General features: G+C 42.0%; 20 protein-coding genes and 2 pseudogenes. 14 read left to right on the top strand and 8 right to left on the bottom strand.

Features of this window, described 5'->3' with window-relative positions:
• Positions 1-184: 184 nt before the first annotated feature.
• On the top strand, positions 185-2,053 hold the full coding sequence (locus SHEWANA3_RS08545; protein ID WP_011716649.1) for a hypothetical protein: 1,869 nt from the start codon (positions 185-187) through the stop codon (positions 2,051-2,053).
• A gap of 59 nt (positions 2,054-2,112) precedes the next feature.
• Positions 2,113-4,095 carry a S8 family serine peptidase gene (locus tag SHEWANA3_RS08550; protein WP_011716650.1) on the top strand — a complete coding sequence of 661 codons (1,983 nt, stop codon included), beginning with the start codon at positions 2,113-2,115 and terminating at the stop codon, positions 4,093-4,095.
• A 158-nt stretch (positions 4,096-4,253) separates the two neighbouring features.
• On the opposite strand, the pseudogene SHEWANA3_RS23155 reads toward SHEWANA3_RS08550, so the two are convergent.
• Both SHEWANA3_RS23155 and SHEWANA3_RS08555 read right to left on the bottom strand, forming a co-directional pair.
• Positions 4,254-5,050, bottom strand: a pseudogene (locus SHEWANA3_RS23155) (transposase).
• Between the two features lie 204 nt (positions 5,051-5,254).
• Positions 5,255-5,530: an HU family DNA-binding protein gene (locus tag SHEWANA3_RS08555; protein ID WP_011716651.1), complete on the bottom strand. Its 276-nt coding sequence runs from the start codon at positions 5,528-5,530 to the stop codon at positions 5,255-5,257.
• A 343-nt stretch (positions 5,531-5,873) separates the two neighbouring features.
• Here SHEWANA3_RS08555 and SHEWANA3_RS23745 point away from each other — a divergent pair.
• Positions 5,874-6,171, top strand: a pseudogene (locus SHEWANA3_RS23745) (transposase); the annotation flags it as partial.
• 230 nt (positions 6,172-6,401) lie between these two features.
• On the opposite strand, the gene SHEWANA3_RS08560 reads toward SHEWANA3_RS23745, so the two are convergent.
• Entirely contained in the window at positions 6,402-7,787 is a 1,386-nt protein-coding gene (locus SHEWANA3_RS08560; RefSeq protein ID WP_011716652.1) for a hypothetical protein, read from the bottom strand.
• A gap of 130 nt (positions 7,788-7,917) precedes the next feature.
• Positions 7,918-8,760, bottom strand: coding sequence for a hypothetical protein (locus SHEWANA3_RS08565; protein WP_011716653.1), 843 nt, complete (start codon positions 8,758-8,760; stop codon positions 7,918-7,920).
• Positions 8,761-9,129: 369 nt separating this feature from the next.
• Between SHEWANA3_RS08565 and SHEWANA3_RS08570 the strand changes: the two genes are divergently transcribed.
• Both SHEWANA3_RS08570 and SHEWANA3_RS08575 read left to right on the top strand, forming a co-directional pair.
• A complete protein-coding gene (locus SHEWANA3_RS08570; RefSeq protein ID WP_244096601.1) occupies positions 9,130-9,720 on the top strand; it encodes an ECF-type sigma factor in 591 nt (196 codons plus the stop codon).
• A 16-nt stretch (positions 9,721-9,736) separates the two neighbouring features.
• Positions 9,737-12,562 carry a serine/threonine-protein kinase gene (locus tag SHEWANA3_RS08575; RefSeq protein WP_011716655.1) on the top strand — a complete coding sequence of 942 codons (2,826 nt, stop codon included), beginning with the start codon at positions 9,737-9,739 and terminating at the stop codon, positions 12,560-12,562.
• Between the two features lie 120 nt (positions 12,563-12,682).
• On the opposite strand, the gene SHEWANA3_RS08580 is transcribed toward SHEWANA3_RS08575, so the two are convergent.
• From SHEWANA3_RS08580 to SHEWANA3_RS08595, 4 genes are all read right to left on the bottom strand, one after another.
• The gene (locus tag SHEWANA3_RS08580; protein WP_011716656.1) at positions 12,683-13,591 is read right to left on the bottom strand and encodes an ABC transporter ATP-binding protein; all 909 of its coding nucleotides are present in this window, start codon (positions 13,589-13,591) and stop codon (positions 12,683-12,685) included.
• Complete coding sequence (locus SHEWANA3_RS08585; protein ID WP_011716657.1) at positions 13,588-14,418, bottom strand: ABC transporter permease subunit; 831 nt, start codon at positions 14,416-14,418, stop codon at positions 13,588-13,590. The genes SHEWANA3_RS08580 and SHEWANA3_RS08585 overlap by 4 nt, the downstream gene beginning before the upstream one ends.
• Positions 14,419-14,505: 87 nt before the next feature.
• The gene (locus SHEWANA3_RS08590) at positions 14,506-15,162 is read right to left on the bottom strand and encodes a DUF480 domain-containing protein (protein WP_011716658.1); all 657 of its coding nucleotides are present in this window, start codon (positions 15,160-15,162) and stop codon (positions 14,506-14,508) included.
• Between the two features lie 166 nt (positions 15,163-15,328).
• Positions 15,329-16,168: a S1-like domain-containing RNA-binding protein gene (locus SHEWANA3_RS08595; protein ID WP_011716659.1), complete on the bottom strand. Its 840-nt coding sequence runs from the start codon at positions 16,166-16,168 to the stop codon at positions 15,329-15,331.
• A gap of 474 nt (positions 16,169-16,642) precedes the next feature.
• Here SHEWANA3_RS08595 and SHEWANA3_RS23470 point away from each other — a divergent pair, with 474 nt between their 5' ends.
• The 9 genes from SHEWANA3_RS23470 (at position 16,643) to SHEWANA3_RS08640 (ending at position 24,891) form a co-directional block, all read left to right on the top strand.
• The gene (locus SHEWANA3_RS23470; protein WP_011071981.1) at positions 16,643-16,795 is read left to right on the top strand and encodes a hypothetical protein; all 153 of its coding nucleotides are present in this window, start codon (positions 16,643-16,645) and stop codon (positions 16,793-16,795) included.
• Positions 16,796-17,259: 464 nt separating this feature from the next.
• The gene (speA, locus tag SHEWANA3_RS08605; RefSeq protein WP_011716660.1) at positions 17,260-19,173 is read left to right on the top strand and encodes a biosynthetic arginine decarboxylase; all 1,914 of its coding nucleotides are present in this window, start codon (positions 17,260-17,262) and stop codon (positions 19,171-19,173) included.
• A gap of 295 nt (positions 19,174-19,468) precedes the next feature.
• Positions 19,469-20,404, top strand: a complete 936-nt coding sequence (locus SHEWANA3_RS08610) for an adenosylmethionine decarboxylase (RefSeq protein ID WP_011716661.1) — start codon at positions 19,469-19,471, stop codon at positions 20,402-20,404.
• 227 nt (positions 20,405-20,631) lie between these two features.
• Positions 20,632-21,270: a pyridoxamine 5'-phosphate oxidase gene (gene pdxH, locus SHEWANA3_RS08615; RefSeq protein WP_011716662.1), complete on the top strand. Its 639-nt coding sequence runs from the start codon at positions 20,632-20,634 to the stop codon at positions 21,268-21,270.
• 18 nt (positions 21,271-21,288) lie between these two features.
• Positions 21,289-21,741 (top strand): YaiI/YqxD family protein, encoded by a 453-nt coding sequence (locus SHEWANA3_RS08620; protein WP_011716663.1) that lies wholly within the window; start codon positions 21,289-21,291, stop codon positions 21,739-21,741.
• Positions 21,742-21,892: 151 nt separating this feature from the next.
• Positions 21,893-22,468 carry a YceI family protein gene (locus SHEWANA3_RS08625; RefSeq protein WP_011716664.1) on the top strand — a complete coding sequence of 192 codons (576 nt, stop codon included), beginning with the start codon at positions 21,893-21,895 and terminating at the stop codon, positions 22,466-22,468.
• 160 nt (positions 22,469-22,628) lie between these two features.
• Positions 22,629-22,985, top strand: coding sequence for a DUF3802 family protein (locus tag SHEWANA3_RS08630; RefSeq protein ID WP_011716665.1), 357 nt, complete (start codon positions 22,629-22,631; stop codon positions 22,983-22,985).
• 369 nt (positions 22,986-23,354) lie between these two features.
• Positions 23,355-23,735 carry an STAS/SEC14 domain-containing protein gene (locus SHEWANA3_RS08635; RefSeq protein WP_041412987.1) on the top strand — a complete coding sequence of 127 codons (381 nt, stop codon included), beginning with the start codon at positions 23,355-23,357 and terminating at the stop codon, positions 23,733-23,735.
• Between the two features lie 190 nt (positions 23,736-23,925).
• Positions 23,926-24,891, top strand: coding sequence for a RimK/LysX family protein (locus SHEWANA3_RS08640; RefSeq protein ID WP_011716667.1), 966 nt, complete (start codon positions 23,926-23,928; stop codon positions 24,889-24,891).
• The last annotated feature ends 26 nt before the right edge of the window (positions 24,892-24,917 follow it).

Consider the following 24,917-nt stretch of genomic DNA (forward strand, 5'->3'; position numbering starts at 1 on the left):
AAACAGCAACTGAATTACTCATTGTAGGCAGTTAGAACCCATGTAACCAATTGCAATGATTGATTAAAAAGCGCTTAACCTGCTTTGACAACGGCGTATACGGAAAGCATGGAAAACTCAAGTTCCTTCTGTGGTGACTGAGTATTTAAGAGCAAAACCTACAACATATCTGAGAGTATAGTCTATGAAGCGTACAGACTTTTATATATCCATGCTGTTAGCGCTCGTCCTCACTGCATGTGGTGGTGGCGATTCTTCCGATAATAACGGCGATAATACCACGCCCCCATCTGCTTCGAATACGGCGCCTGTGATCAGTGGCTTATCAGACGTTTATCGAATGATGGAGAGGGCAGAATTAACCATTCCCTTCAGTGTGACTGATGCAGAGGGAGATACTATTACACTATCAGTTATATCGTCTAATGCAGCAGTAACAGCCAGCCTCAGTGGTCAAAAGTTGCTGTTGGTTACAGCAGATATAAATCAGAATACTTCGACCACGGTCACCTTGTCGGCTAGCGATGGTCAAACCAGTTCTAGCAAGTCGTTTATCCTAAATATTACAAAAAATAATGCACCAGTCATTAGTGGTCTCTCTGATACATATCAAATGGAGGAAAACGCACAGATCCTACTCCCCTTCACTGTAACTGATACGGAAGGTGATGAAATTACATTATCTACAGCCTCGTCTGATCCCATAATTACTATTAGTTACAATGGAAATTCTCAGATATTGTTGATAGCAGGAGAAATCACACGAGATATATCAGTAACTATTTCGCTGACGGCAAGTGATGGGAAATTGGCATCAACAAAAGAATTTATATTAACAGTCATGGATAAACCAGTGGTTCAACCGCCTGAACCAACAAAAGCTCCAGTTATTGCATGGTCATCAGAGTATGGGGATACGCCTACATTCAGCGTTAACGAAATGACAATGGAAGATTTTGTGTTTACTGTTTCTGATGAAGATAGTGATATTTCTCAGTTAAATATTACATACAAATTAAGATTTTTGACATCGTTAAATGATACTGATAAATCAAGTATCATTAAAAAATTCTCTATTGATATCGATAAAGTTTCTGGTGTAGCAAGAATGCGAATTCCTAATTCTACTTACGGAAAAATTCAAATTGCAGTAACTTTAAATGTTGTTGATGAAAAATCTAATGAATCATCTTCTAAAGAACTTTTCTTAGCTTTTTCAAGCAAATCATCAGTTTCATATTTAGACGATCTTTCTAATAAATATCCATTAGTCGGTGAAGAATCTCTGATTAATACATATTTTGTTAGTAGAGGCAATGAAATCAATAGTGCTATAAAAGTTTCGTATTCTATTCCAGAATATAACACAACGAATCCTTTAGGTATTAAAGATTTAACTAAAAATAGCTTTTCTGTAACACCTATACCTAGTGTTGCTAATGAATTGGTTGCCATTAATATTTCATTTGAAGATTCAACTGGTCTAACATCACAATTTTCGACTTTTATTAAACCAATTAATTCAGGAAGCATTGAATCAGTTTGGAATACTAAAATACAAGAACTTAAAAAGTTGGCTAACGCCTCAGCTGAGTATGAAAAAATAGCAAGCTATTTTAATGATGAATTGTTTTTTTCTAAAAAAATCAACAGTGATATTTATTTAAGTAATAAAAGAAAAATTCAATTATCTGATGATGAAATGATTACTAAGAAGATTGCTTTTTTAGAAAACAGATATCATTTTGTTCTTAATGGTTTACTTCAAAAAGATAAAGAAATTGAAGCTGAATTTAATGAAATAATAAACTACAATAGCTTAGAGGTTGAGGCTAGAATTGATGATCCATTTGAATCAATTGGCGTTCTAAATGAATTGGTTAATGATGTTTATCCATCAATGTATCTATTTAATCAAGAAAAATTAGTGTTGTTAAGTGATGGCTCATACTCAAGATTTATTGGTAACACTGCTTATGGTTCTTATGAAGTAAGTGGGAAATGGATTTTCTCTACACAGTATGATTTTTTAAATGATATTTTGATGCATTAGATGTTAATTTAAATATGATTTATAGTTTTAATGTTGAATAATATAGTAAGGGATAAAAAATGAAAAAATCAAAACTGATGAAAATTTTGATTTTATCTTCACTGATAGCATCAACATCAACATTTGCTGACACAAGTTATATTGTTAAGTGGAATGATGTTTCTCAATTAAACTCAATGAAAGATGATTCTTTTGTTAACAATGTAAAAGTAAAATTTTTCGAAAGAACAACATTTGGAGGTTATTCTGTAATTGTTGTTGAAGATAATGTTGATTTAACGATTTCAAGATTAACTGATAGTGGATTATTTGCCTCTGTTGTGGAAAATACTAAAATTCATTTTGAAAAAAATGAAACTACAATTCCTGTAAAATTAAATCAAGCTAACATTGTTCTAAAGCCCAAGAATCCAATAACTTATTCAATTGATTTGAATAAATTTAAAGATCCTCTTGTTGAAAATGAATATTACCATGATGCGCAAAAAGATTTTACAAATGGTGCAACTTCAGCGTTAGAAGCAAAATCAGTTTTTAAAAATAATCTTGGCAGGAAAGCAAGAGTAGCTGTGTTAGATTCTGGTTATTTTCCACATGAAGATATGGAAACGCCAAAAGAACAAGCAAAATTCATTAAATCAGCAATGTACTATTTTCCAGAAGGGAATTATGCGTATAATTTAGCCTTGAATTGTTTAACGCAAGATCCCACAAACTCAGGATTGGATGCTACGTGTGATGCTTCAAACATTGTAACACTTGGAGATCAAACTAATAATGCATTAGATAAATCATGGAAGCCATCTAAATTTGTTTACAATGAACAAACAAAACTAAATGATCCTACAGAATATAAAATCTGTATTAACGGTCATGGACTTAGTGTAGCGTCATCTATTGCTGCTATTCAAAACAATGGTAAAGGCATTGCCTCAGCAGTAGGTTCAGAAAATATTGATATTGTACCAGTTAAAGTTATCGATTCTTGTACAGGTTCGGCTTTAACATCTGATTTAATTAAAGCTATCTATTGGGCTGCTAAAAGTGATGACACATTTGAAGGATTGGAACCAATTTCTGAACCTGTTGATGTGATCAATTTAAGCTTAGGCTCAAATAAAAATGAGCTTTGTGAAGTTGGATACAATGCTTTTGCTGATGCTGTAGATTATGCAAAACAGAAAGGTATTGTGGTTGTTGCAGCATTAGGTAACGATGGTGTATCTGGTGATATATTTACGCCAGCAACATGTAACGGTGTTATTCCTGTGTCGTCAAATAACGTACATGGACAACTATCATATTTCTCAAGTTACCTAAGTGATAAAAGAACATTGTCAACAATTGGTGAAGATATGACGTTGCCCAAGGTAACAACTACAACGTATATTGACAGAAATTTTATTGATACAAACTGTCAAGGTAGTATTGAATCTTGCTATGCTACAGGACAAGGAACGAGTTACTCAGCACCTATTGTATCTGGTTTAGTTTCTATGGTGTTGATGCAAAACCCTAGTTTAAACCCTGATGAAATTTTCAATGTTATTTATGACTCTGGCAATAAATTTCATGTGAATGAGGCGGGTAATTCCACTAACATGTTTAGAAATGCACCAGAAAACAGAATTATCAATTTTAAAGAAGCTTTGTTAGCTGCTGATAATGAAACTTTACATGTTGGTAAAACTACTGTTTCTCATTCAATGAATGGAGCAAGTGATAAATATGTTCAGAAAATGATCAGCTCACATGGAAAGGATAATGTTTGTTCAACGTATAAACTTGATTGGCAAGATGTTTATCAATCAAATTCAAAAGGTGTTGATTTTGAAGTATATGGAACAAATGCTGCAGAAGCAATGACAGTTTCAAATTCAACTTTAATTGAAACTGATGACAAATCACCTCGCTTACAAACTAGCTTAGTTATCAAAAAAGACTTTGCTAATTATGGCGTAAGAGTCTGTAAGATTGGCAAGTGTTCTGAGATTAAAGAGTTCGATTTTAGCACTGCCGAGTTAAATATTTCTTGCTTGTAAAATTTATGACATATATTCCTTTGATTATCTAACCGTACCATTATTTTTTTGAGGTAACAAATGGCAATATCCATCAAGATTCGGGAAGGGTATTGCTAAATGAACGTTATTGTATAACTCAATCTTAGGTATGCCTTCTCCTAACAGGGGGCCTGGCATTAACTGGCTCTCTGGCGATTAAGCATACCTAGCCCTATGACTTTGCTCATTACTTTCATGCCAGCCCATACCTCGTCGATTTGGTCGCTTTAGTTGCACAGGCTCAATTTCAGGTCAATCAGCTGTTTATAACGATATAAAGCCGTTTCTGGGGGCCTTTAACTTGCATTTTCGTAGGTTCACTCTCTAGGTGTTTCAATATCTTATGACCATTTTCTGTCATAAATGCCATTGGGGTTGAAACTTGTTTTATCTTGCACCTCTGCATGCTTAATGAAGTGGGTAGAATCTCGCTATCTGCCACACTCTCTAAACTGGCTTAGGGTGCGACGACTTCATGTGTGGCCGCATCTAGCGCAAGATGCAACTTATGTCGAGGGCGACGTTTTCCTAATCCTGCTTACGCATTCACCTTCACCTTCACCATATACTTTCAATCCTGTAGTATCGACAACCAAGTGAGTCATCGCACCACGGCTAGGGTTGCGGTAGTTAATCTTGATGGTCTTTGCCCACTTGCTGATGCAACTGTAACTAGGTGAAATTAGTTGTACATTCATCAAACTAAACACTGAGCTGAGAAAATCTTCTAGTGTTGTAAGGGAGATTAAATAACCTTTGTGTATCAAGGCGGCTTCTATTGCCGTGTCACAATATTGATATGCCCAATCACCATTATGTTCAGTTACATCAGAGGTTGTTCGCCTGCTCGTCTATCCAAAAGCTTGTAAGCCACGGTTCGTCAACGCCTTGATATATTCGGTCAATTAGTGATGCGATACTTGAATTTGTTCATCTGATAGCGGTTCCTGCGTTGTATTCACCGAACTGTTCGCATCTGGGGCGGAAGGTTCATTCATTTAGGCATTAAGGCCTTGATAGCGTCAAACTCAGCAGGGTAGGTTGCCTCTTCCCTCCCTATTGTCAAAGTAATATCGTTAACCTTCACCCATAAAAAAGCCCCGTGGTTTTCACGAGGCTCTTTTACGTATCCGCAATACTACTCATTTATCGCTTGTTTAAGCGCTGTCGCCGCCTTAAAGCTTGGCTGGTTAAAGCCAGCAATCTCCATCGTCTCGCCGGTTTGCGGGTTCCGACCCGATTTAGGTAAATGATAACGTAACTCGAAGGTGCCGAATTGTGGCAGGAAGACTTTCTCACCTTCGCTTAAGGCGATATGGATCTGTTGCAGGATTTGTTCGACAACAGGTCTAGTACTGGCCTGGGACTGTTCAAGCGAAGTGGCGATACGTTGGATAAGTTGTGCTTTGTTCATTGAAACCTCTGAATTCAGCGAAAGAGCAGGAAAGGGGAGTTATAACAAGCTCGGGATCAGATTGAAAGCCTAGGTTTACCAAAGCGGCTTAACTGCTGCTTTATTGGTTAACGAGGAGAACTTGTTTTGTAGTGTATGGAGATAATTATCTGGAGGCTGTCCAGCTATCTGTTTATTTCCGTTCCCAAACCACCGCCTCTGAGGTGATGATAGTCTCTTAAAGCTATAGCCTGAAAAATGCCCAAGTTAAAAGAGACCTTCTTATTCATCACTAGTAAGAGGAAACGAGAAACAAGAGCGATTCAGAAGTTCATCACATGTTTACTGGCGTTGCAAATATCATATCGTTTAGACACCTAAGTATAGATTCAAAATCTTAAAAGGTAACCTTGGTAAGGATCTATACAGGTCGATTTGCATTCTATGCAATATTAATAGATATGAGGTCTTATAATTAAATGTTCAGATAGTTCATGTATGCTAGTCGTGATAATTCCTTCAAAGTTGTCTTTGTCGACTTAATGGGGATTGAATGGCAGTAGCGAAATAGAAATTTCTAACTAATTCCCTAATATTTAAAACAATTACTTGTGAGTATCTTTTGGGGAATAGGTTATTTTGTAGATGCAATAGGTGTAAGCAGGTCATCATCAGACGAATGTCGTGAAATTTCTAGAACATGGGGCCCAAATTTTGTTGCAAAAGAACTAGAACAGTAGAAATAGCTCATTCTAGAGTTAGTTAAATTCCGCCTTATAAAAAGGCGGATTATTGACTATTGTTGGATAGACTTTTGGCTGACAAAGTTGACAGATTTAAATCTGCATATCTAAAAATGTTTTTTAGTTTAAAAGGTTGTTAGTTGTATTAGTTAACCTTTTTGAAATAGCTTATCTGCTAATCCTTGAGTGAAATTTTTAAATTTTTTATATTGGCTAGGGTCGGCAGAAATGAGCAATATGTTCTGCTCTTTAAAAGTAGTAGCGTCAATCAGTTCGTAGGTCGGTTTGCGTGGATTAACCTCGTTAATCAGTACATACTGCTCATCACCTGTTAGCTCCAATTCGCCCTTGTAGTCGAAGGTGAGCAGATCATGATCTTCAGCTAGTAGAAAAATTGTATATCGAGTAAATAAACTATGGACGGCAGCGGTCAAGTTTTCTCTGTATAACTTTTGACGATTATCATCTGAATTATAGTCCTCAAGTTGTTTAATTTCAGCTTGTTTTGACGCTATTGTTTTTTGTGAGTAATCCCAAGATTTTCTTTCGGAGAAACTCATTAAATTAATTTGAGATTTTAAATCTGTTTCTGCCCGTTCGGCATTTTTACGTAGTGAAGTTAAATAATCGGTATCAGCATCTAATAAAACAACGGCTTTCACATAATTCATTACTAATATGTCGATGCCGGTAGATTTCAGTGCTGCGACAAATCTAGCTTGGGTGTTTTCGCCCCCACCAATTGAGTCCATATAAGAACAGTAATAACGCCCTTCTTCTCCCTTAAATGTCGGAAACGCAATAATACCACTTGCACGGCTACTTGCTTTCATTCGACTTTCTATATCTGTCACACAATCAGGAATGGCTCTATCCTTCCCGCTAAAGGGATACCAACTGGCTTTTATATCAAACTCTCTTACATTGAAGTCTAAAGGGTTTAATTTCTTAAGAGCTTCATTCATATTTGATTGTGCTAAAGACGCTGTTGACTGTAGAGCAGTCAGTTTTTCATCATATGGCTTCAAAATTTCTTTCAATTTATCAGAGGCCGCAGCACTTCGATCGTGTACTTCTTTTAATTTATCTAAAGCCACTTGTTGACTTTGAATAACTGCTTGATGTTTAGCAATATCTTCCTTGAGTTCTTTATCGTGAAGATAAAGTTGCCCATTGATAGTCAGAAATTGTTCCACAGTACCTATTTCAGTATTAGGTGCAGGCTGCTGACCTAGTGGACTTGAAGCGATCTGTTTCGCGAGTGTTTGAACTTGTGTGAAAACGTCATCAGTGACTTCTTGACCTTTGATGTTGCCCAGCGTATTTTTTTCTAGTTCTTTTATCTTTATTATCCATTCTTTAAGATCACTATCATCTAAAGGGATAAGATGAATGCGCTTTGCTGCAAAGGCTACTTGGTCTTGTTGTATATCAGACTGGAAATCGAGTTTTGCTTTATCTGGATAATCATTGCATCCTGTTAATGTTGTTACTGCAAGGAGTACTGTGCTGACGGAGGTTATTATTTTTCGCATTTTAAATCCATTGTAAATTGAGTTGACCACACATGCATATTTGAAAATTTAACTATTATGTCATTAAATGAGCTTGATATTATTCTTGAGAAGCTAGTAATGTTATTTTTATGCTATTGTTCTTTTAAATTTAATTTTCGGTTGCTATGAATATAGATGACGTCTTGTAGCGTGGCAGTAGGGTGGTAAAGAAAAATAATAAGAATGAAATTATTAGCATAGGTAAGCCAATTTTAACGGTTTTCATTAAGCTGTTGATCACGCTTTTATCTGTTATACCAAATTCTCGTCCCAAGTTAGCAAGCTCTGTAAGTGAGTTGAAAACCTCATAGATGGGAATCAATATGGTGACTAAACAGATAGCGCAGAGCATTTTGCTGATAAAGCGTGGCGCACCGATTGCCAAACTAACAGACGATGCGAGCATAAATATGATTTGCAATGTCATGCTATCAACCAACTCTATGTAGCTCACTGTTGTACCGAGTCCCAAATCAACTGCTGGCAGTAACATTGAGACAAACAAGCAAGTCAGTGTAAAAAGCGCAAATTTGTTGTGGACAGACAACCTAGATGCAGAGTTTAAATTTAAATTAGGCATGTCAATAGATCTTAATGTCTCTTTCGCTTTGGACACATCAATACTTTGTATTTTTTCTTTAACTTTGTCTGTTGCTTTTGCTGCAAGATCTTTGGCTTTTTCTAAGTTTTCCTCATTGATATTGCTTTTCACTTTTTTATAAATATGATTTGCGGTTTCTTTGGCAGAAGAAAGGTGATCGTCTATATAAGCGGATTGTCTGAGTATGTAAACTGATTCTACTCTCCCTTCTATCAGATCGAAGTCAACATCATCGCCTACACGCGGTGAAATTTCAGATTTTATTTTTGAGAGTGGTACCTCAAATTTGTCCTGATTCTCTGCTCTAATTAGGGCGAATGCCCCTGTAATATTGAGTATTTTTCCTTGCATTTTACTAGCCTTATCAATTTAGCATGTGATTTGGGAAAGATATAAAGTCATGAAGGAACAAAAAAGATACGTTTTTTTTGTAGAAAGGCGTAAACAATGATTGTGCTAGTGTGTCGTTGCTATTGTTAAATCTGGTATAGCAGCAGGGTGAGCACAAAAAGAGTGACCAAAGAGGTAAATATGCTAAGAAATCCGATAGGCCAGTCGAAAAAAATTTACACGTTTTCAGTCATTGTGCGGGTAACTGTGAATTTCGTCACCTTACTTACGGTAACTTAGCAAACAGATATAGCTTTTATTGCAACCAGTTGTAAAATTTGGGAATTGTTGTTACATTTTAGCGTGTTAATAAATTGTGAGTGTCTAATTTTGGATCAATTAGTAAGACACAGCAGTGCAGATGTGGTGCTGTTGACGGATATAGTGCTTCGCTGGGAGCATGAATCTCAACAGGTTGAATCGCAGTTATACCAATTTGCCTACCAGAAATTTCGTAGTATTGCGTCAGAAGTTAGAGCAAAGTCTTTGGCTGAGTTTGAGCAAAATACGTTGCTTAGGATTTCCTGCAACACTACCTCCCTTGTACATGACGCTTTTATTCGTGTGGCCCAAAGTCATGAGGTTACCGTTGAAAACAGCAGGGAGTTTTATATGTTGTTTTCACAGGTCATTTACTCGATCCTCATTGATAATCTACGTAAGTCTCAGGCTAAAAAACGTCAAATTGAGGCCCGTAGCTTGCTTCAAGCTTCTTCAGCTTTTCAACAACTATTTGAAGTTGAGCATTTACTAAAGAAGTTGGCGATTGACTACCCGCGTCAGGTGTCTGTATTCATTTATAAATATGTTTGCTTGAGCTCATCGAAAGAAATTTCTCAAATGTTTAGTATTTCAGAATCTTCGGTTGACAAGGATCTCTCTTTTATCAAGAAATACTTATCTATACACCTTACCGATTAAACCGGATGGAACCCGCATGTCTTCACTGTACGAACACTTTTCACGCCTGTCTGAATTATCTTCTTCCGAACAAGAGGCGTATTTGCAAACGCTTAAGCATGATGATTATTCACTGTATCAGCGTCTGTGCACCATGTTGAATATACCAGAGATGGATACCACTCAACTATTTCAAGCTGGTATTCAGCAGGCTGCTGAAGGGATATTCGATATACTTGATGAAGGGGATATCGTCGGCAAATATAAAGTGATACGCCAGATAGGACAAGGCGGGATGGGACATGTGTATCTAGGTGAACGCCAAGATGGTACGTATTCTCAAGTTGTGGCCATTAAAGCGGTGCCACTAGCGCTTATGTCTGCAGAAGCTGGCTCCTTTTTCAATTATGAAGCGCAGGCGTTAGCCTCCCTGAGTCATCCCAATGTTGTGACCATCCTTGATGCTGGACAAGATAGTCGCGGCATGGCTTATGTTGTCATGCCCTATATTCAGGGCGAGTCCATTACCCAGTATTGCATGCCGCTTATTTCGGTAGCGGATAAAGTCAGGGTGTTTATTCAAGTGCTTGATGGCATTATTCACTCCCACGCAAACCAAGTGCTGCACCGTGATATTAAGCCCGACAATATTTTGGTTGACGATGATGGGCGCGTGCATGTAATTGATTTTGGTATTTCAAAATTGATGGGGGAGCAGGGGAACGGTGACCAGTTCTATCTTAATGCGCTGTCGTTTGAATATGCTTCACCCGAGCAAAAAGCTGGTGGGAAAGTTACCGTTGCATCAGATATTTATAGTTTGGGAAAGGTACTTAACATTTTAGTTCCTGACGACAAGATTATTGGAAGGATTGCCGCTAAAGCCTCTGCAGCTCAGGTCGAAGAGCGGTATCAGACTGTAGCTGAACTCAAAACTGAGCTGTTCAACTATCTCGCTTCTCGCCCAATTCTTGCTTATCCGAGCCGAGGTTACAATGCAGGATTATGGTTTAAGCGGCATCGCTTAGCTGTGTCTATGACCATTGGACTTTGCATTGCAGGATCGGTGACTGGCTATCATTACTATGAGGCTAAACTGGAATCGATGCAGCAGGCTCAGTTGGCGGACAGTAACTTGAAGTTGGCTGAAGCTATGCTGGCCCAAGTTGATGTGAAAGTGGTCAGTGAAATTGAACGACAACGGGCGTTAGTCGAGTCAGCCAGTCACGTAGAGTTGAACTTGCTTCCTAAAGCGCAGGCAGTGCGTTTTACATTGTCGTTGATGGAAGCTAATAAAGTGATTGGAGATTACGTCAAAGCACGACTTGAAAGTGACAAACTCATTAACCTCACATCAGGCCTGCCTGAATATTCGACAGAGCATTTGATCGCGACCAAATTCCAATTGGAATTGGACATCATGGATAATCGCCGTCAGGATATCGAAAAACGATTAGAGATGTTAAATAATGCAGTTGCATCATTACCCAATACAGGTGACAACAGATTATTTGCATTAGTAGATTGGGAAATTGGCAGCGCACCTTTGTCTAACAAAGCTTATCATCAGTTGTTTCAGTCTGTGATACCGCACCTGAGAGCAAAAGATATAAACCAAGAAATACTGTTGCAGCATGCCAGTATTATTGCGTCATCTAATACGGTAGACCAAGATAAATTACAACAATTAGAGGCGCTGCTTGATAAAAGTGAAAGTGATATCGCATCTGTATCTGCCAAACATTGGGCGAGCCTGTTGCACGATTGGTATATCATGTCAAATTTACAAGGAAAGCAGTCCGTTGAAAATCTTAATCATCGGATCGTCAGTAACACTGGGTTATTAAACTCCCTTTATGATAACAAACATCCATCTGTCTATGTGTTGGCCATTTTAGCCAAACAGTCAGCATCTATTAATCGATTTAAGCTCGGCGATATCATTGATGAAATTTATAACTCAATCGATGCTGACACGCTTCCAGCCGTTTATCGAACTAATTATTTTATCATTGAACTGACAAATGCCATCTCTGAAAGAAGATTCGCAGACGCTTATCAAGTAATGGTGACTGTATCCCCTGAGCTATCGAGTTACGGTGAAAATGCGTTAAATTATTACTTACAGTTTTCAGTATTTGCTAATGCTTTTGATAAACAAGAATTGTATTTAAATCAACTGTACTTATTGAGCGAACACTATAAAGCAAAGGGAAATATTGGACATGCGGGTTATTTTGCATATTCTCAGTGCAGCAGTTCGGCTAAACAATTCGAGCCTGATATCCTCGATATCAAAAATGGGCTGAATGCATGTAATGAAGCTCTACCTTTTTACCGAAAGCATTATGGTGAAGCCAGTAATTTTTATATTCTGTCACTGATTTCAAAGCTACAACTTCAGATTCAACTTGGCGATACTGCTGATGTTGAGACACTCATTAACATGTTGGAGCCTAAGTTGGCTGAAATCACTTATCCTGCTACTCAGGTGATTTATCTTAAAACGATGGCTTTGGCGCATTTAGCATTGAAAGATCTTGATGCTGCTGATGAGCTAATCAATAAACTCTCTAATCTTGCTAACGTTACATCCTATGACTTGCTGCTAGTAAAGCTTGAACGCTTGCAGTCAGCAGGAGAGCTGTTTGATGTGAAAACTGAGCTTGATAGGATAGGTTCTTTGAACTGTGAGGCGTTATCAAAAGAGCAATTAAACAGATTGAAAAAATATATCAGTGATGATGAGTTTAGCATGCTTGATTTGTGTCCAAACTCAGTGGGTTGGAATGATTTTGCAAAATTACCAGAGCAAACATTGAAAATTTATAGCTCCGTAGATGATTTTATTTCTTATCTGTAGCTGAAATATTTAAATGTAAAAAATGCTTAACTCCATACTCCTAAGTATCCACTTTTAAACTTAATTAAGAGTGGATACTTTAATTTGATTATATTGAAGTTTGCTGTAACTGAATAACGGTTAAGAAAATAACGTATCTTCCAATGTGCGTCCTTTCAGCAGCATCTTGTATTGCCAATGCTGCAGCTTAAATAAGGCGAGCAGGGCGGTTTCAAATTCATAATGGCGATTTGCCGTGTCATTCAATTGGATAACAAATACATGGGCTTGTTTTGAGGTGATATTCACTACTCCGGGTATTTGACCTACGGCTTGGATAAGCATTTCACTGTCGCAGTGTTCCATCGTGAGGGTGAGATAATCACTGCCGCTATTGGATGAGCGCATCGAAATCGATTGGCCCAACTCACCTTTATCTAGATACAACACTTGGTCACAGAGCTTTTCGAGCTCGTCCAAGTTATGTGAGCTGATCACAAAGGTGATACTGGGCGAAAGCGTTCTGACGAGTTCACGGATTTTCTTGGCATTGGCGGGATCGAGTCCTGCGGTGGGTTCATCTAGTAATACCAGCTTAGGCGAGCCGATTAAGGCTTGGGCAATCGCCACACGTTTACTCATCCCATGGCTTAGACTCGGTGGCTTTTGCTGCGCCACCTCGGCTAAGTCAACTAAATTCAGTACTCGCAGGGCTTCTTGATTTGCCTGCTTGCTATCCATCCCTTGAATACGCGCAAAGAAGCTTAACTGGCTGATAATGGTTAAATTGGGATCGAGCGTTGCATCCTGTGGCAGGGCGGCAATTTGGCCTAATAATGCTGGACTATTGGGCGCTTCTCCCAGAATACGCACCGTGCCCGCGCTTGGGGTGAGGTAACCACAGAGCAGGCTAAACAGTGTGGTTTTACCTGCTCCGTTAGGGCCAACCAAGGCGATGGGCGCTCCCGCTTCGAGGGTTAAGTTAACGTTATTGAGCGCTTTTTTACTGCCATAGTGTTTGGACAGTCCTTGGCATTGAATGAGGATCATAGTTGACTCCTTTGGATATAAACGCGGCCAAGGAAGAGGGCGAATGCAGTTTGTAATAGGGGAATAGGTGCGTAGGCAAAGCTATTGAGTCCATTGGTGTTGACCATGTTCGACAGTTGAGCGCCCGGTAATATCCATTGTAAACCTTCAAATAAGCTGGATTGATTACCCAAAATCAATAGTGCAATTGAGACGACGGTCCACAAGATGGTGGCGAGCACCATAGCCTGTCTTGCCGTGTTGGCATAGAGGGACAATAGGGTCATCACCGCGGTAAAGGGTAAAATCACGATAACCAAGTTGACGCCGACCAAGGCCCCCGACGTTAATGCGGGTAATAACAAGCCGATATCGCGAGTGAGTGCCAGTGCTATGGTGGCGAGTATGGTCAATAAGATCAGTAGACCTTGGATCAAGATTTGCCCCAAAAAGCGGCCGAAGAGCAGGCTGTCTTTGCTGGTTCTTAGGGTATAGAAGCGCAATGTGCCGCGGGTTTTGTCTGAGGAAAACTGATCGGCGGCAATCAAAATACTGAACATGGGAAACAGATACAGCGCAAAGCACCAGAAGATGGCCATTTCCGCCACGGGCCAGTCAAACAGTACATTGAGTGCTTGGTTGCCTAAGAGACCGTCGATCAGATCTTTGATATTGGGCTGCATCAATAGGGTCGAAGCGCCTTGGATGGGGTAGAGCAATAGTATGCCCCACACTAATGCAAAGGCGATAAGGGCGATAATCCCGCGAAGGTTAAATAGAAATTTTCGACATTCAAAGCCAGCGATCAAAAGCATGTTGTTGAATGTACTGGGAGCGTTCGGTGTCATTCGCTGTCTCGTCAGTGAGTGAGCGGACAAACTTTCACGTTAGTCATCATTAAGAGCGACCATTCGCGAAAGTCGTCCGCAGCGCGGTTAGGATAAAGAAGCGATAAGTGAGTCTAACTTATCTTTAAGTTCAGCCACTTGCTCTTCAAGCTGCGTGACTCTTGCTTCCAGTTGTTGTCTATCCTGCTCGTTTAGCGGGTGTGCGTCGGCACTGGTGAATGACGCGGCGCTAATTTGCTCAGCACCTTGGGAGAACAGCTCAGTGTAACGGCATTCACGCTTACCCGGCTCCCGTGGCAGTTGGGCTAGCACGGGTTTATCTCGCTCCATCAGTTGCTTAATGCAGGCTTCCACTTCGAGCACATCTTTAAAGTCATGCAGCCTGTTGCTGCGGGTACGCAATTCGCCCGGCGTTTGTGGGCCGCGAAGCAGCAGCAAACAGACAATGGCTACCGCAGCGCTCGAAAGTTGTAACTCGCTAAATTCGGTGTTGCAGAATCTGTGCTTATATTTGACGACTCGGCTACCAAAGCCGGATTGTTCGCTGATTAAGCGCTTTTTATTCAATGAATCGAGGGCGTCTTGAACCTGCGCCTCACTTAAGTCCAATACGGGATCGCGGCTGGTTTTTTGATTACAGGCGAGGGTCAGGGCATTGAGTGAAAGCGGGTATTGCTCTGGGGTGGTGACTTCTTTTTCAAGTAGGCAACCGATAACTCTGGCTTCGTGTAACGTGAGTTCCATATAAGCTCCAAAGAAAAAAGCATGGCTTTGTTATAACAGAGCCATGCTTAATATCCTAGCGCTTGTCGGTAAACTGAGGTTTAAGGCCAACTATTTGCACAAATAAAGCACGAACATTAGGGGGAGAGAGTGCTAAGTTCCGTATTCGGTTGACTATTCTGCCTGATCAGTCTGTTTCCGTCAGGCGTAAGCCATCATCGTCGATACTTAATTTGCCCGCTTTAAACAGGCCGCCGATGCTCTTCTTGAAGGCTTTTTTACTCATGCCGAGTTGCTCGTAAATCACTTCGGCATCGGTTTTATCGGTCAGCGGTAAGAAACCACCCGCTTGCTTGAGTTTTACTAAGATAATGTGCGCATGCTTATCGAGCTCTTGCTTACTGCCTTGCTGCAAGACCAGATCGATTTTGCCATCGCGGCGCACTTGTTTGATAAAACCTTTAACCCTTTGGCCAAAACGCAGCTTTTGGAACACTTCGTTTTGGTAAATCACGCCCCAGTGGGCATGGTTAATAATGGCTTTGTAGCCTAAATCTGTGGTGCCACCGATATATAAGTCAACCTGTTGACCCACTTCATACTGCGCTGGAGTTTTATCGAGGAACTTATCAATTTTTGATGAGGCGACAATACGTTCATCCGCGCGGTTAACATGCACGTAAACGAGGTATGAGCGGCCTTCTTCGATGGGTTTATGCTGCTCGCCAAAGGGCAGCAGCAGATCTTTATCTAATCCCCAGTCTAAAAATGCCCCGTAGGGACCCGTTGCCACGACTTTTAGATAGGCAAACTCACCGACTTGCGCAAGCGGTTTGCGCGTTGTGGCAATGACAATATCTTCAGAGTCCAGATATAAAAATACCTCTAGCCAGTCACCGACTTGGCAATCTTTTGGGGTGGCTTTGTTGGGCAGTAACACTTGGCCAAATTCGTGGGCATTTAAATACACACCGAAGCTTACTTGTTTTACCACCTCAAGTTTGCAGGTTTTTCCTATCTGTACCATGTAGCTCTCTATCTATAGATGTCATTCGGCGGTGATTATAACCGCTTTATCCGTAAACGGCAGCTTCCAGTTCGGCTTTTAGGTTTGCACTTTAGGATTAATGGCTTAGTAGCCGTTAAAAATCATGTCGCCGCTGCGATTGTTAGCCATTTATTCTGCAAGCCTATTAAAAAATATTGAACGTATTAAAAGTAGGATTATTCTCTAAGTTATTAATTTATGGAAATTAACCCTACGCTAGGCAGTCATCCCTGTTAATGAGGTGTTTGTTATATTTTAATGAAAAATATTAAATGAGATTCTTGCTTGCAATCTGTGACATTGCGCGGTTTAATTGCGCCGTTTAACGACTTCGCTCGTTACAGACATGACAAATATTACGTGAGTTGTAATGGTTTTATGGTTCACAGGTCATTAACCGTGTAACGTACAATTTATAATGGTTACATGGGGTTAAGAGGAATTGTTTAGCTAATGCACAAGCATCCATTTTTTGCTCTTTGCCTAAAAGCATCACAATGTCAGCGCTCAATCGTTGTGCCCTATGACGATACCAGCCTTAAACATCTCACGTTAATCCGTATCAATTCTGGCCGCGAAGAAGCCAACAGTCCCCTGTTACAATAATCTTGCCTGTTATTAGGTGCGCTCGGTCTTGCCTAGCCGCTTAATATGTAATGTTGTTCCTTTAGTGTTACCTGTTGTTGTAGACATGCTTAAAACCCCTTGTTAGTGAATTTTGGGTCTTGAGCTGTGATGCGACGCCTAACGTTAGGGTTTTGGGTGTTTTTTAACCTCAAAGCGCGCTAAGGTTAATGCCATTGGTGAGAAACCTTGGCGATAAAGGGTGATATGAACGCAATCTCCTACCATCGCCAAAGTAATAAGAATCTGGGGTCTACCCCGGCTGCGTTAAGGAAAAACGCATCAATGTCACCTAAGCTGGGTTGATTTTGCTGCATTAAATAGGGTGAGTTCATCCTAATTGTATGTCAGGTAAATATTTGTTTTACCTGGGTTTGTCGAACGGGCGGTCGCGCAAGAATGCTGTGGCCGTTTAACCCATTTTTTTATAGACGGGCTAAATAAAAATGAATGATTGGTCTATTGATGCTGCTCGTGCTGGGTACAACGTTACCCACTGGAGCCAAGGGTTTTATGGGATCAGCGACCAAGGTGAGGTGACAGTGTCGCCGGATCCTAAGAATCCTGATCACAAGATTGGCTTAAATGAGCTAGCAAAAGACATGGTTAAAGCAGGGGTCGCTTTACCTGTATTAGTTCGTTTCCCGCAAATTCTGCACCACAGAGTGAACAGTTTGTGCCAAGCATTCGACCAAGCGATACAAAAATATGAGTATCAGGCGGACTATTTGCTGGTTTACCCCATTAAAGTAAACCAACAAAAAACTGTGGTAGAAGAGATCCTTGCGAGCCAAGCATCAAAAGAAGTTCCACAATTAGGCCTAGAAGCCGGCAGTAAGCCAGAATTAATGGCCGTGTTGGCCATGGCGCAAAAAGCCAGTTCAGTGATCGTATGTAACGGTTACAAAGATAACGAATACATTCGTTTAGCCTTAATTGGTGAAAAGTTAGGCCATAAGGTCTACATCGTTTTAGAAAAACTGTCTGAGTTGAAGATGGTGTTGGCCGAGTCTAAGCGTCTAGGGGTGAAACCTCGCTTAGGTCTACGTGCTCGCCTTGCTTTCCAAGGTAAAGGCAAGTGGCAAGCCAGCGGCGGTGAAAAGTCTAAGTTTGGTTTATCAGCAGCGCAAATTCTGACCGTGGTTGATCAGTTAAAACAAGAGGATATGTTAGATTCTCTGCAGTTACTGCACTTCCACTTAGGTTCACAAATCGCCAACATCCGTGATATTCGTCAAGGTGTGAGCGAAGCGGCGCGTTTCTACTGTGAATTACGTGAGTTAGGCGCCAGCATTAACTGCTTCGACGTCGGCGGTGGTTTAGCGGTGGATTACGACGGTACCCGTAGCCAAAGTAACAACTCAATGAACTATGGCTTAAGCGAATACGCGAACAACATCGTCAACGTGCTTACCGATATCTGTAATGAATACGAGCAACCTATGCCACGTATTATTTCAGAATCTGGCCGTCACTTAACGGCGCACCATGCAGTGTTGATCACCGATGTGATTGGTACTGAAGCCTATCAAGTCGAAGAAATTCAGCCACCTGCGGAAGAGTCACCACAGCTGCTGCACAACATGTGGCAATCTTGGACTGAGATAAGCGGCCGCGCTGACCAACGTGCTTTGATTGAGATTTACCACGATAGCCAAAGTGACCTGCAAGAAGCGCAATCGCTGTTTGCCTTGGGTCAATTAAGCTTGGCAGAACGTGCGTGGGCTGAGCAGGCTAACCTGCGTGTATGCCACGAAGTGCAAGGTTTGTTAAGCACCAAAAACCGTTACCACAGACCGATTATCGATGAGTTAAACGAAAAGTTAGCCGATAAGTTCTTCGTTAACTTCTCATTATTCCAATCGTTACCGGATGCTTGGGGTATCGATCAGGTGTTCCCTGTGCTGCCACTGTCTGGTTTAGACAAGGCGCCAGAGCGCCGTGCCGTGATGCTGGACATCACCTGTGACTCTGACGGTATTGTTGACCAATACGTAGACGGTCAAGGGATTGAAACCACGCTGCCAGTGCCGGCTTGGAGCGCTGAAAGTCCTTATCTGATGGGCTTCTTTATGGTTGGCGCCTATCAAGAGATCTTAGGTGATATGCACAACCTGTTTGGTGATACCAACTCTGCGGTGGTCAGCATCGAAGAGAACGGTATGACCAACATTGAGTCGGTCCTTGCCGGTGATACGGTTGCTGACGTATTGCGCTATGTTAACTTAGATGCCGTTGACTTTATGCGTACTTACGAAGAGTTAGTGAATCAGCACATTGCCGAAGAAGAACGCGCCCAGATTTTAGAAGAACTGCAAGTGGGCCTAAAAGGTTACACTTATTTAGAAGATTTTTCTTAATATTGAGTGTGTTAAAAAAGTCAGCCTAGGGACACTTAGGCTGACTTTTTGTTTTATGGCCAGTTGTTTTTGCTAGCGAGTTATAAGCGTGAGTGCTTTGTAAGGCTGGAATCTTGTAACAGCAAGCTCGGTGGTTTTATTGCGGCGTCAGTCGTGTAAAAATAGCCGCGCGAAATTGATGGATTACCAGTCTTAAATGTGTGCATTCACTTAAGTCAGCGTTGCCAGTGAAGCATGAATAACTGATATACCAATAGATGCCCAAACACAGGGATAAGATGAGGCGTACGGCTTGATGTTTTTTGAAGGCGCGGAAAAAAAGCTTGAAATCAGACTTACTCCCAAGATGGCGTCATTACGCCAACGAGAGTACGGCTTTTGGTCAACCTTAGTGGCCTGCGCCAATGCGGAAATCCTGTCCACAATCAGTAATCCAGCCTGCGATGCCTATCTACTGAGTGAATCCAGTTTGTTCGTCTGGGATGATAAAATTCTGCTACTCACCTGCGGTAATAGCACCTTAGTGGATGCTGCCTGCCATTTTATCAACGCCTTAGGCGTGGAGCACATCGCCGCACTCTGTTATCAGCGCAAGAATGAATACCAAGCCCAGCGACAAAGCACGAGCTTTGTGGACGATATCGCGAAATTGCGGACTTTGATCCCCGGCAAAGCCTTTCGAGTGGGCCATTTAGACTCACATCATCACTATCTGTTTTGTACTGACAAGCAAACTGTATCCTCAACCGAGACTTGCCTTGAATTGATGATGTACCACATCCGTGGCGAACTTGCCGATTATCTCAAGCTGCCGACACAAACTGAGCAGGGGATTTATCAGCGGCTTGGATTTCAGCAACTTTTCGGCGATTTTCAGTTTGATATGCATTGTTTTCAGCCTGCTGGGTTTTCGTTGAATGCGATACGTGGGACAGACTATGTTACCTTGCATATTACGCCATCTCTGGGGCTAGGGGAGCATTCCTATGTGAGCTTCGAGACTAATCTCGATTTAGCGAATTACTCCCATCCCGTTGTGGCGCGGCTAGTAGATTTATTCTCTCCAATCAGTTGGGATTTGATTAGTTTTAATCAGCCCATTCTTACCGCGGGACTCCCTGAGCATCTGTGTCTTGGCCAAGCCGAGGTCACCACAGCATCTGGAGGGGAGATCACCTTTAGTCATTACCAACAGCTTGAAACCCAAGTGTTACAGCCCGAGTTTATGTAGTGGCAAACTCTGGTGAGTTTCGCCTGCGCCGCTTTAGTCCATCTTAGTACTATCTCAGTACCTTGCTTAAGCGCTGGATTATCAATAAAAAGCTAAGGTTATCTGCCTTGGCTTTTTTATTGATGGCTTAATAACAGAGCAGCGAATTGCGAGTAAGGCATGGTAAACTTGCCTTATCAGCGGATTGCACCGATGGCAATCATTGTGCGCTTGTAAAAGGAAACCCTATGACAGATCTCAGTGATATTCGCCGCGAATACACCAAAGGCGGCTTAAGACGCGCCGATTTACCTCAAAATCCCATGCAGCTATTCGAGTTATGGATGACGCAAGCTCGCGATGCTGAGCTCAGCGACCCAACGGCAATGTGTGTTGCCACAGTCGATGAGCATGGTCAGCCCTACCAGCGGATAGTGTTATTAAAGCGTTTCGATGACACGGGATTTGTTTTCTTCACTAACCTAGGCAGTCGTAAGGCGCAGCAGATCGCAACCAACAATAAAGTGAGCCTGCATTTCCCTTGGCATCCGATTGAACGCCAAGTATCGATTCTCGGTGAGGCGCAGCCACTCTCTACTGCCGAAGTACTGAAATACTTTATGACCCGTCCCAAGGATAGCCAGATTGCCGCTTGGGTGTCACAGCAATCGAGTAAACTGAGCGCGCGACAAGTACTCGAAGGCAAGTTCTTTGAGATGAAAGCCAAATTTGCCAAGGGCGATGTGCCATTACCAAGTTTTTGGGGCGGCTACTTGGTCAAGCCCTCGAGTATTGAGTTTTGGCAGGGCGGGGAGCACAGACTGCATGACCGCTTCCTCTACACTCGCCAAGCGGATGAATGGGTCATTGACCGTTTAGCACCTTAATTGGCTAGGAGCGTAAGCGTGGGACAGTATAAGATTTGGGTCGATGCCGATGCCTGCCCAAACCCGATTAAGGAGATTTTATTTCGCGCGGCTGAGCGTAAATCACTACCGTTAGTGCTGGTGGCGAACCAAATGCTTCGGGTGCCGCCGTCGCCCTATATCAGCCAAGTGCGTGTCGGCTCAGGCTTTGATGTGGCAGATCAATACATTGTCAACCATGTTGAGCCAACGCATTTAGTGATCACCGCCGATATCCCGTTAGCGGCGCAAGTGATTGAAAAGGGGGCGCTGGCGCTCAATCCCCGCGGCGAACTCTACACCACTGACAATATTCGCCAAAAATTGACGATGCGCGATTTTATGGAAGATTTACGTTCATCGGGCGTACACACGGGTGGCCCAGATGCGTTATCGGCGGCGGATAAACAGGCTTTTGCCAATAGTTTAGATAAGTGGTTGGTGCGAGTTTAACGATAGTTAACTGGTCGCTAATTAAGAAAAAGAGTATCTTTAGCGAGACTTAGGTGATCTTTGTCACAGATTGTCTGAGTGATTTGGCGGTTACGCGCGTGTTATCGGGTGACTGTCTTGCCTTTAAACTCACTGATTGAGGATAGATACAATGAAAAAATGGATAGGAATCGCGGCATTATCGACGCTGGTTAGTTTTAGTTGTGCGGCCCAGTGGCAAGTGATGGAGCAGGATTCTCGGGTCAGTTTTGTATCGGTAAAAAAGGGTGATATCGCTGAAGTTCACCACTTTAAGCAACTCAATGGTGTACTTAAAGATAATGGTCAATTTGAATTAACCATTCCTTTGGTCGGCGTGGCAACTGGTATTGAGGTACGCGATGAGCGTATGCAAAACCTGTTGTTTGAGGTGTCCTTGTATCCCGAGTTGAAATTAAGCTCGCAGGTGGATACCAAGATGCTCAAAGATCTTGCCGTGGGTGAGTCCAAGGTTGCTGACATCGATGGGAAAATTTCCCTCCATGGCAAACAACAAACGAAAACTTTTTCGGTAATTTTAACCAAAGTATCTGATAATAAACTGATGGTTAGCAGTTTTCAGCCGATAATAGTCAATGCTAACGAATTCGATTTGGTCTCGGGTGTGGATAAATTGCGTGATATCGCGGGTTTATCTAGTATTAGCCAAGCCGTTCCTGTGTCGTTTGTACTAACCTTAACAAAGTAACAGCGATAAGATTGGCTTAGATCAATACGTCAGCTCTCCAGTTCGAGATATGGTTAGTGAGTGGCTGACGTGCAAATCTTTATATCGACCACTTAATAGGTGGGTTTGGTTTTTTCAGTGTCGCCTTTGGCGATAGATTTTGGTGTGTGAAGGGTAAAAAATGGTCACAGATAAAGACGGTTACATGCATTTGATCCAGTATTTGACTGAGCATCTTGGCTTGTTCGAAACGCCTGATACCCAAAATGTGTCCGATGATACTGTGATGGAGTTGTTTGAAGAGCAATTATCCGCACAGATTATTATGGTTTGCGGCCAAAATCCTTCCCTCTCTTTTGCCGAACGAAACACCATTATCCGTGAGGTCGATGCGATTGTGTACGATCTTGAGGAAATCTTAGCCTCAGTGGCAAATCATAGAGCCACGCCAGAACAAACGCTGTTTATCACTGAGTTTTCAGGCCTTATCAAGAATTTATTCGATCAAGAAATTGCGAAAATCCAAGTCCATGTGTAATACCTTCGCCTAGGCTTAATCTTAGGATTAACCTTGTCTATGGGGTTAGTCCTATCCGTTCGTTAGTTATCCCCATCATTACTTCACTTTTAGTTTGTAACTTCGGCCTGCGCGTTGTTTGATGTCACCAGTCGATGGCTTTCGTGCTGGTGTTGAGGGTGCGAAGTCAGTGGAGCCTACTTTATCGGGCATAGTGTTATGTTCGTGTGCAACCTTTGCAAACCATCTCACTTCGTATCGCATCCGTTATCGCATCCGTTTCCCCAAAGTTTGAGTAAAATAATGCACACTTTTCAAGCATCTTCATTTACAGGGTATATCTTTACTCTATAGCCGTATTTTCTACTGCGCTGTAAAGGGAGATGCATGATGCTAACCATACGTCCAAGCTATGCCGAAGATATGCTGACCATAGTAGTATCTGGCCAAGTCACCCATGAAGATATCGAAGCCTTACTGCTGCCTGCAATTGAGGCCAAGTTGCAGGATCATGCAAGCCTTCGCTTATGGTACGAGTTCAGCCCAGACTTTATTGGTATTACCGTGGGTGCACTCTGGGATGATGCTTTACTCAGTGTGTTTCATTTTAGTGATTTCTCGCGGGTTGTGATGATTGCGGACATGCAAAGCCTTGGTGCTATGGTCAATACACTGGCTTTTATGTTGCCCTGTCCGGTGAAGGTTTTTAGCGAACATGAGCGCGCGCTGGCGAAGGCTTGGTTAGACGAAGCGAAAGTGGCAGAGGTGTAACGGCTGTAACCATAGTGTGTTAACTTGTGACTATTTCTTATTTATTCATTGGCTTAAATGCTGTATTTGCCCCCGGCTTAGTGTTTTTCGGCTCTTTTCCTGTGCTTTTATGCTATCACTAGCCCCTACATCGACCAAGGTGATGGGGCTCAATGTGGCTGACCCGTCATCGTTCAGATAAGGAGTGAGGATGTTACAACATCAGAGTGTCGGTCGTTGCACCACATTATTGCTAGGCGCCGTTATCGCAAGTTTGAGTCTTGCTGGCTGCGGCAAAGTCAGCGAAGAGGCGCAAACGACAGCTAAGAGCGCGGTATCTGCTGACACTAAGGCGATAATTGGTCAATCGGAGAAGATGCGCCTAATCACCGCACAACTGGATTTTCAGGCAAGAATTGATACGGGCGCGGCGAATACCTCCTTGCATGCCATCGATCTGCAAGTTGAAGGCGGTGCATCCGACAAGATGCAGGATAACATAGGTAAAACACTACACTTTACCACCGAAAATGAGGCGGGTGAGCAGCGGCGCTTAGCAGCGAAAATTTTAAAGACCACCACAGTGAATAACGCTCAAGGCAGTGAAGTGCGCTATCTGGTGGAGTTAGATATTGGTTTTGAGGGCCAGCATCGTCTGGTTGCCGTTAATCTACGTGACCGAAGCCATATGGATTACAAATTACTGATCGGCCGTAATTGGTTAGCGGGACGTTATGTTGTCGATGTGGCCGAGAAACGTCTGATTGGCCCGACGGCTTTTATCAATGTGAAAGAGGCGGAATTGACCTTTAAAACACGCATCGATACCGGCGCGGTTGAAAATTCCCTGCATGCGGTCGATATCAAGATTGACGATGAAGATCCTACCAATATGGATAACAACATCGGTAAGTGGCTTAATTTCACCACCGAAAATGAGCGTGGTGAGGAAAAGCGGTTAAGGGCACGGATTGTCGATACCTCGCTTATCCGGAACGCGCAGGGGAGTGAAGTGCGTTATATGGTCGAATTGACCTTAGGTGAGCCGGGATTGGAGTATCCCGTCAAAGTGAATCTGAAGGATCGCAGTCAGATGTCCAATAAACTCTTGATTGGGCGTAACTGGCTACAGGGCCATTATCTGGTGGATGTGACCCTCGATAAGTCGAGCGATTAGTTTCTCTCAATCGGTTTGTGTATAGC

It is taken from the genome of Shewanella sp. ANA-3, from assembly GCF_000203935.1.
In the GTDB taxonomy this organism is placed as follows: domain Bacteria; phylum Pseudomonadota; class Gammaproteobacteria; order Enterobacterales; family Shewanellaceae; genus Shewanella.

Excerpts from the sequence above, each read along its gene's own strand:
- SHEWANA3_RS08545 (WP_011716649.1), top strand. The coding sequence starts at position 185 with ATGAAGCGTACAGACTTTTATATATCCATGCTGTTAGCGCTCGTCCTC.
- SHEWANA3_RS08550 (WP_011716650.1), top strand. The coding sequence starts at position 2,113 with ATGAAAAAATCAAAACTGATGAAAATTTTGATTTTATCTTCACTGATA.
- SHEWANA3_RS08555 (WP_011716651.1), bottom strand. The coding sequence starts at position 5,530 with ATGAACAAAGCACAACTTATCCAACGTATCGCCACTTCGCTTGAACAG.
- SHEWANA3_RS08560 (WP_011716652.1), bottom strand. The coding sequence starts at position 7,787 with ATGCGAAAAATAATAACCTCCGTCAGCACAGTACTCCTTGCAGTAACA.
- SHEWANA3_RS08565 (WP_011716653.1), bottom strand. The coding sequence starts at position 8,760 with ATGCAAGGAAAAATACTCAATATTACAGGGGCATTCGCCCTAATTAGA.
- SHEWANA3_RS08575 (WP_011716655.1), top strand. The coding sequence starts at position 9,737 with ATGTCTTCACTGTACGAACACTTTTCACGCCTGTCTGAATTATCTTCT.
- SHEWANA3_RS08580 (WP_011716656.1), bottom strand. The coding sequence starts at position 13,591 with ATGATCCTCATTCAATGCCAAGGACTGTCCAAACACTATGGCAGTAAA.
- SHEWANA3_RS08585 (WP_011716657.1), bottom strand. The coding sequence starts at position 14,418 with ATGACACCGAACGCTCCCAGTACATTCAACAACATGCTTTTGATCGCT.
- SHEWANA3_RS08590 (WP_011716658.1), bottom strand. The coding sequence starts at position 15,162 with ATGGAACTCACGTTACACGAAGCCAGAGTTATCGGTTGCCTACTTGAA.
- SHEWANA3_RS08595 (WP_011716659.1), bottom strand. The coding sequence starts at position 16,168 with ATGGTACAGATAGGAAAAACCTGCAAACTTGAGGTGGTAAAACAAGTA.
- SHEWANA3_RS23470 (WP_011071981.1), top strand. The coding sequence starts at position 16,643 with ATGCACAAGCATCCATTTTTTGCTCTTTGCCTAAAAGCATCACAATGT.
- speA (WP_011716660.1), top strand. The coding sequence starts at position 17,260 with ATGAATGATTGGTCTATTGATGCTGCTCGTGCTGGGTACAACGTTACC.
- SHEWANA3_RS08610 (WP_011716661.1), top strand. The coding sequence starts at position 19,469 with ATGTTTTTTGAAGGCGCGGAAAAAAAGCTTGAAATCAGACTTACTCCC.
- pdxH (WP_011716662.1), top strand. The coding sequence starts at position 20,632 with ATGACAGATCTCAGTGATATTCGCCGCGAATACACCAAAGGCGGCTTA.
- SHEWANA3_RS08625 (WP_011716664.1), top strand. The coding sequence starts at position 21,893 with ATGAAAAAATGGATAGGAATCGCGGCATTATCGACGCTGGTTAGTTTT.
- SHEWANA3_RS08630 (WP_011716665.1), top strand. The coding sequence starts at position 22,629 with ATGGTCACAGATAAAGACGGTTACATGCATTTGATCCAGTATTTGACT.
- SHEWANA3_RS08635 (WP_041412987.1), top strand. The coding sequence starts at position 23,355 with ATGCTAACCATACGTCCAAGCTATGCCGAAGATATGCTGACCATAGTA.
- SHEWANA3_RS08640 (WP_011716667.1), top strand. The coding sequence starts at position 23,926 with ATGTTACAACATCAGAGTGTCGGTCGTTGCACCACATTATTGCTAGGC.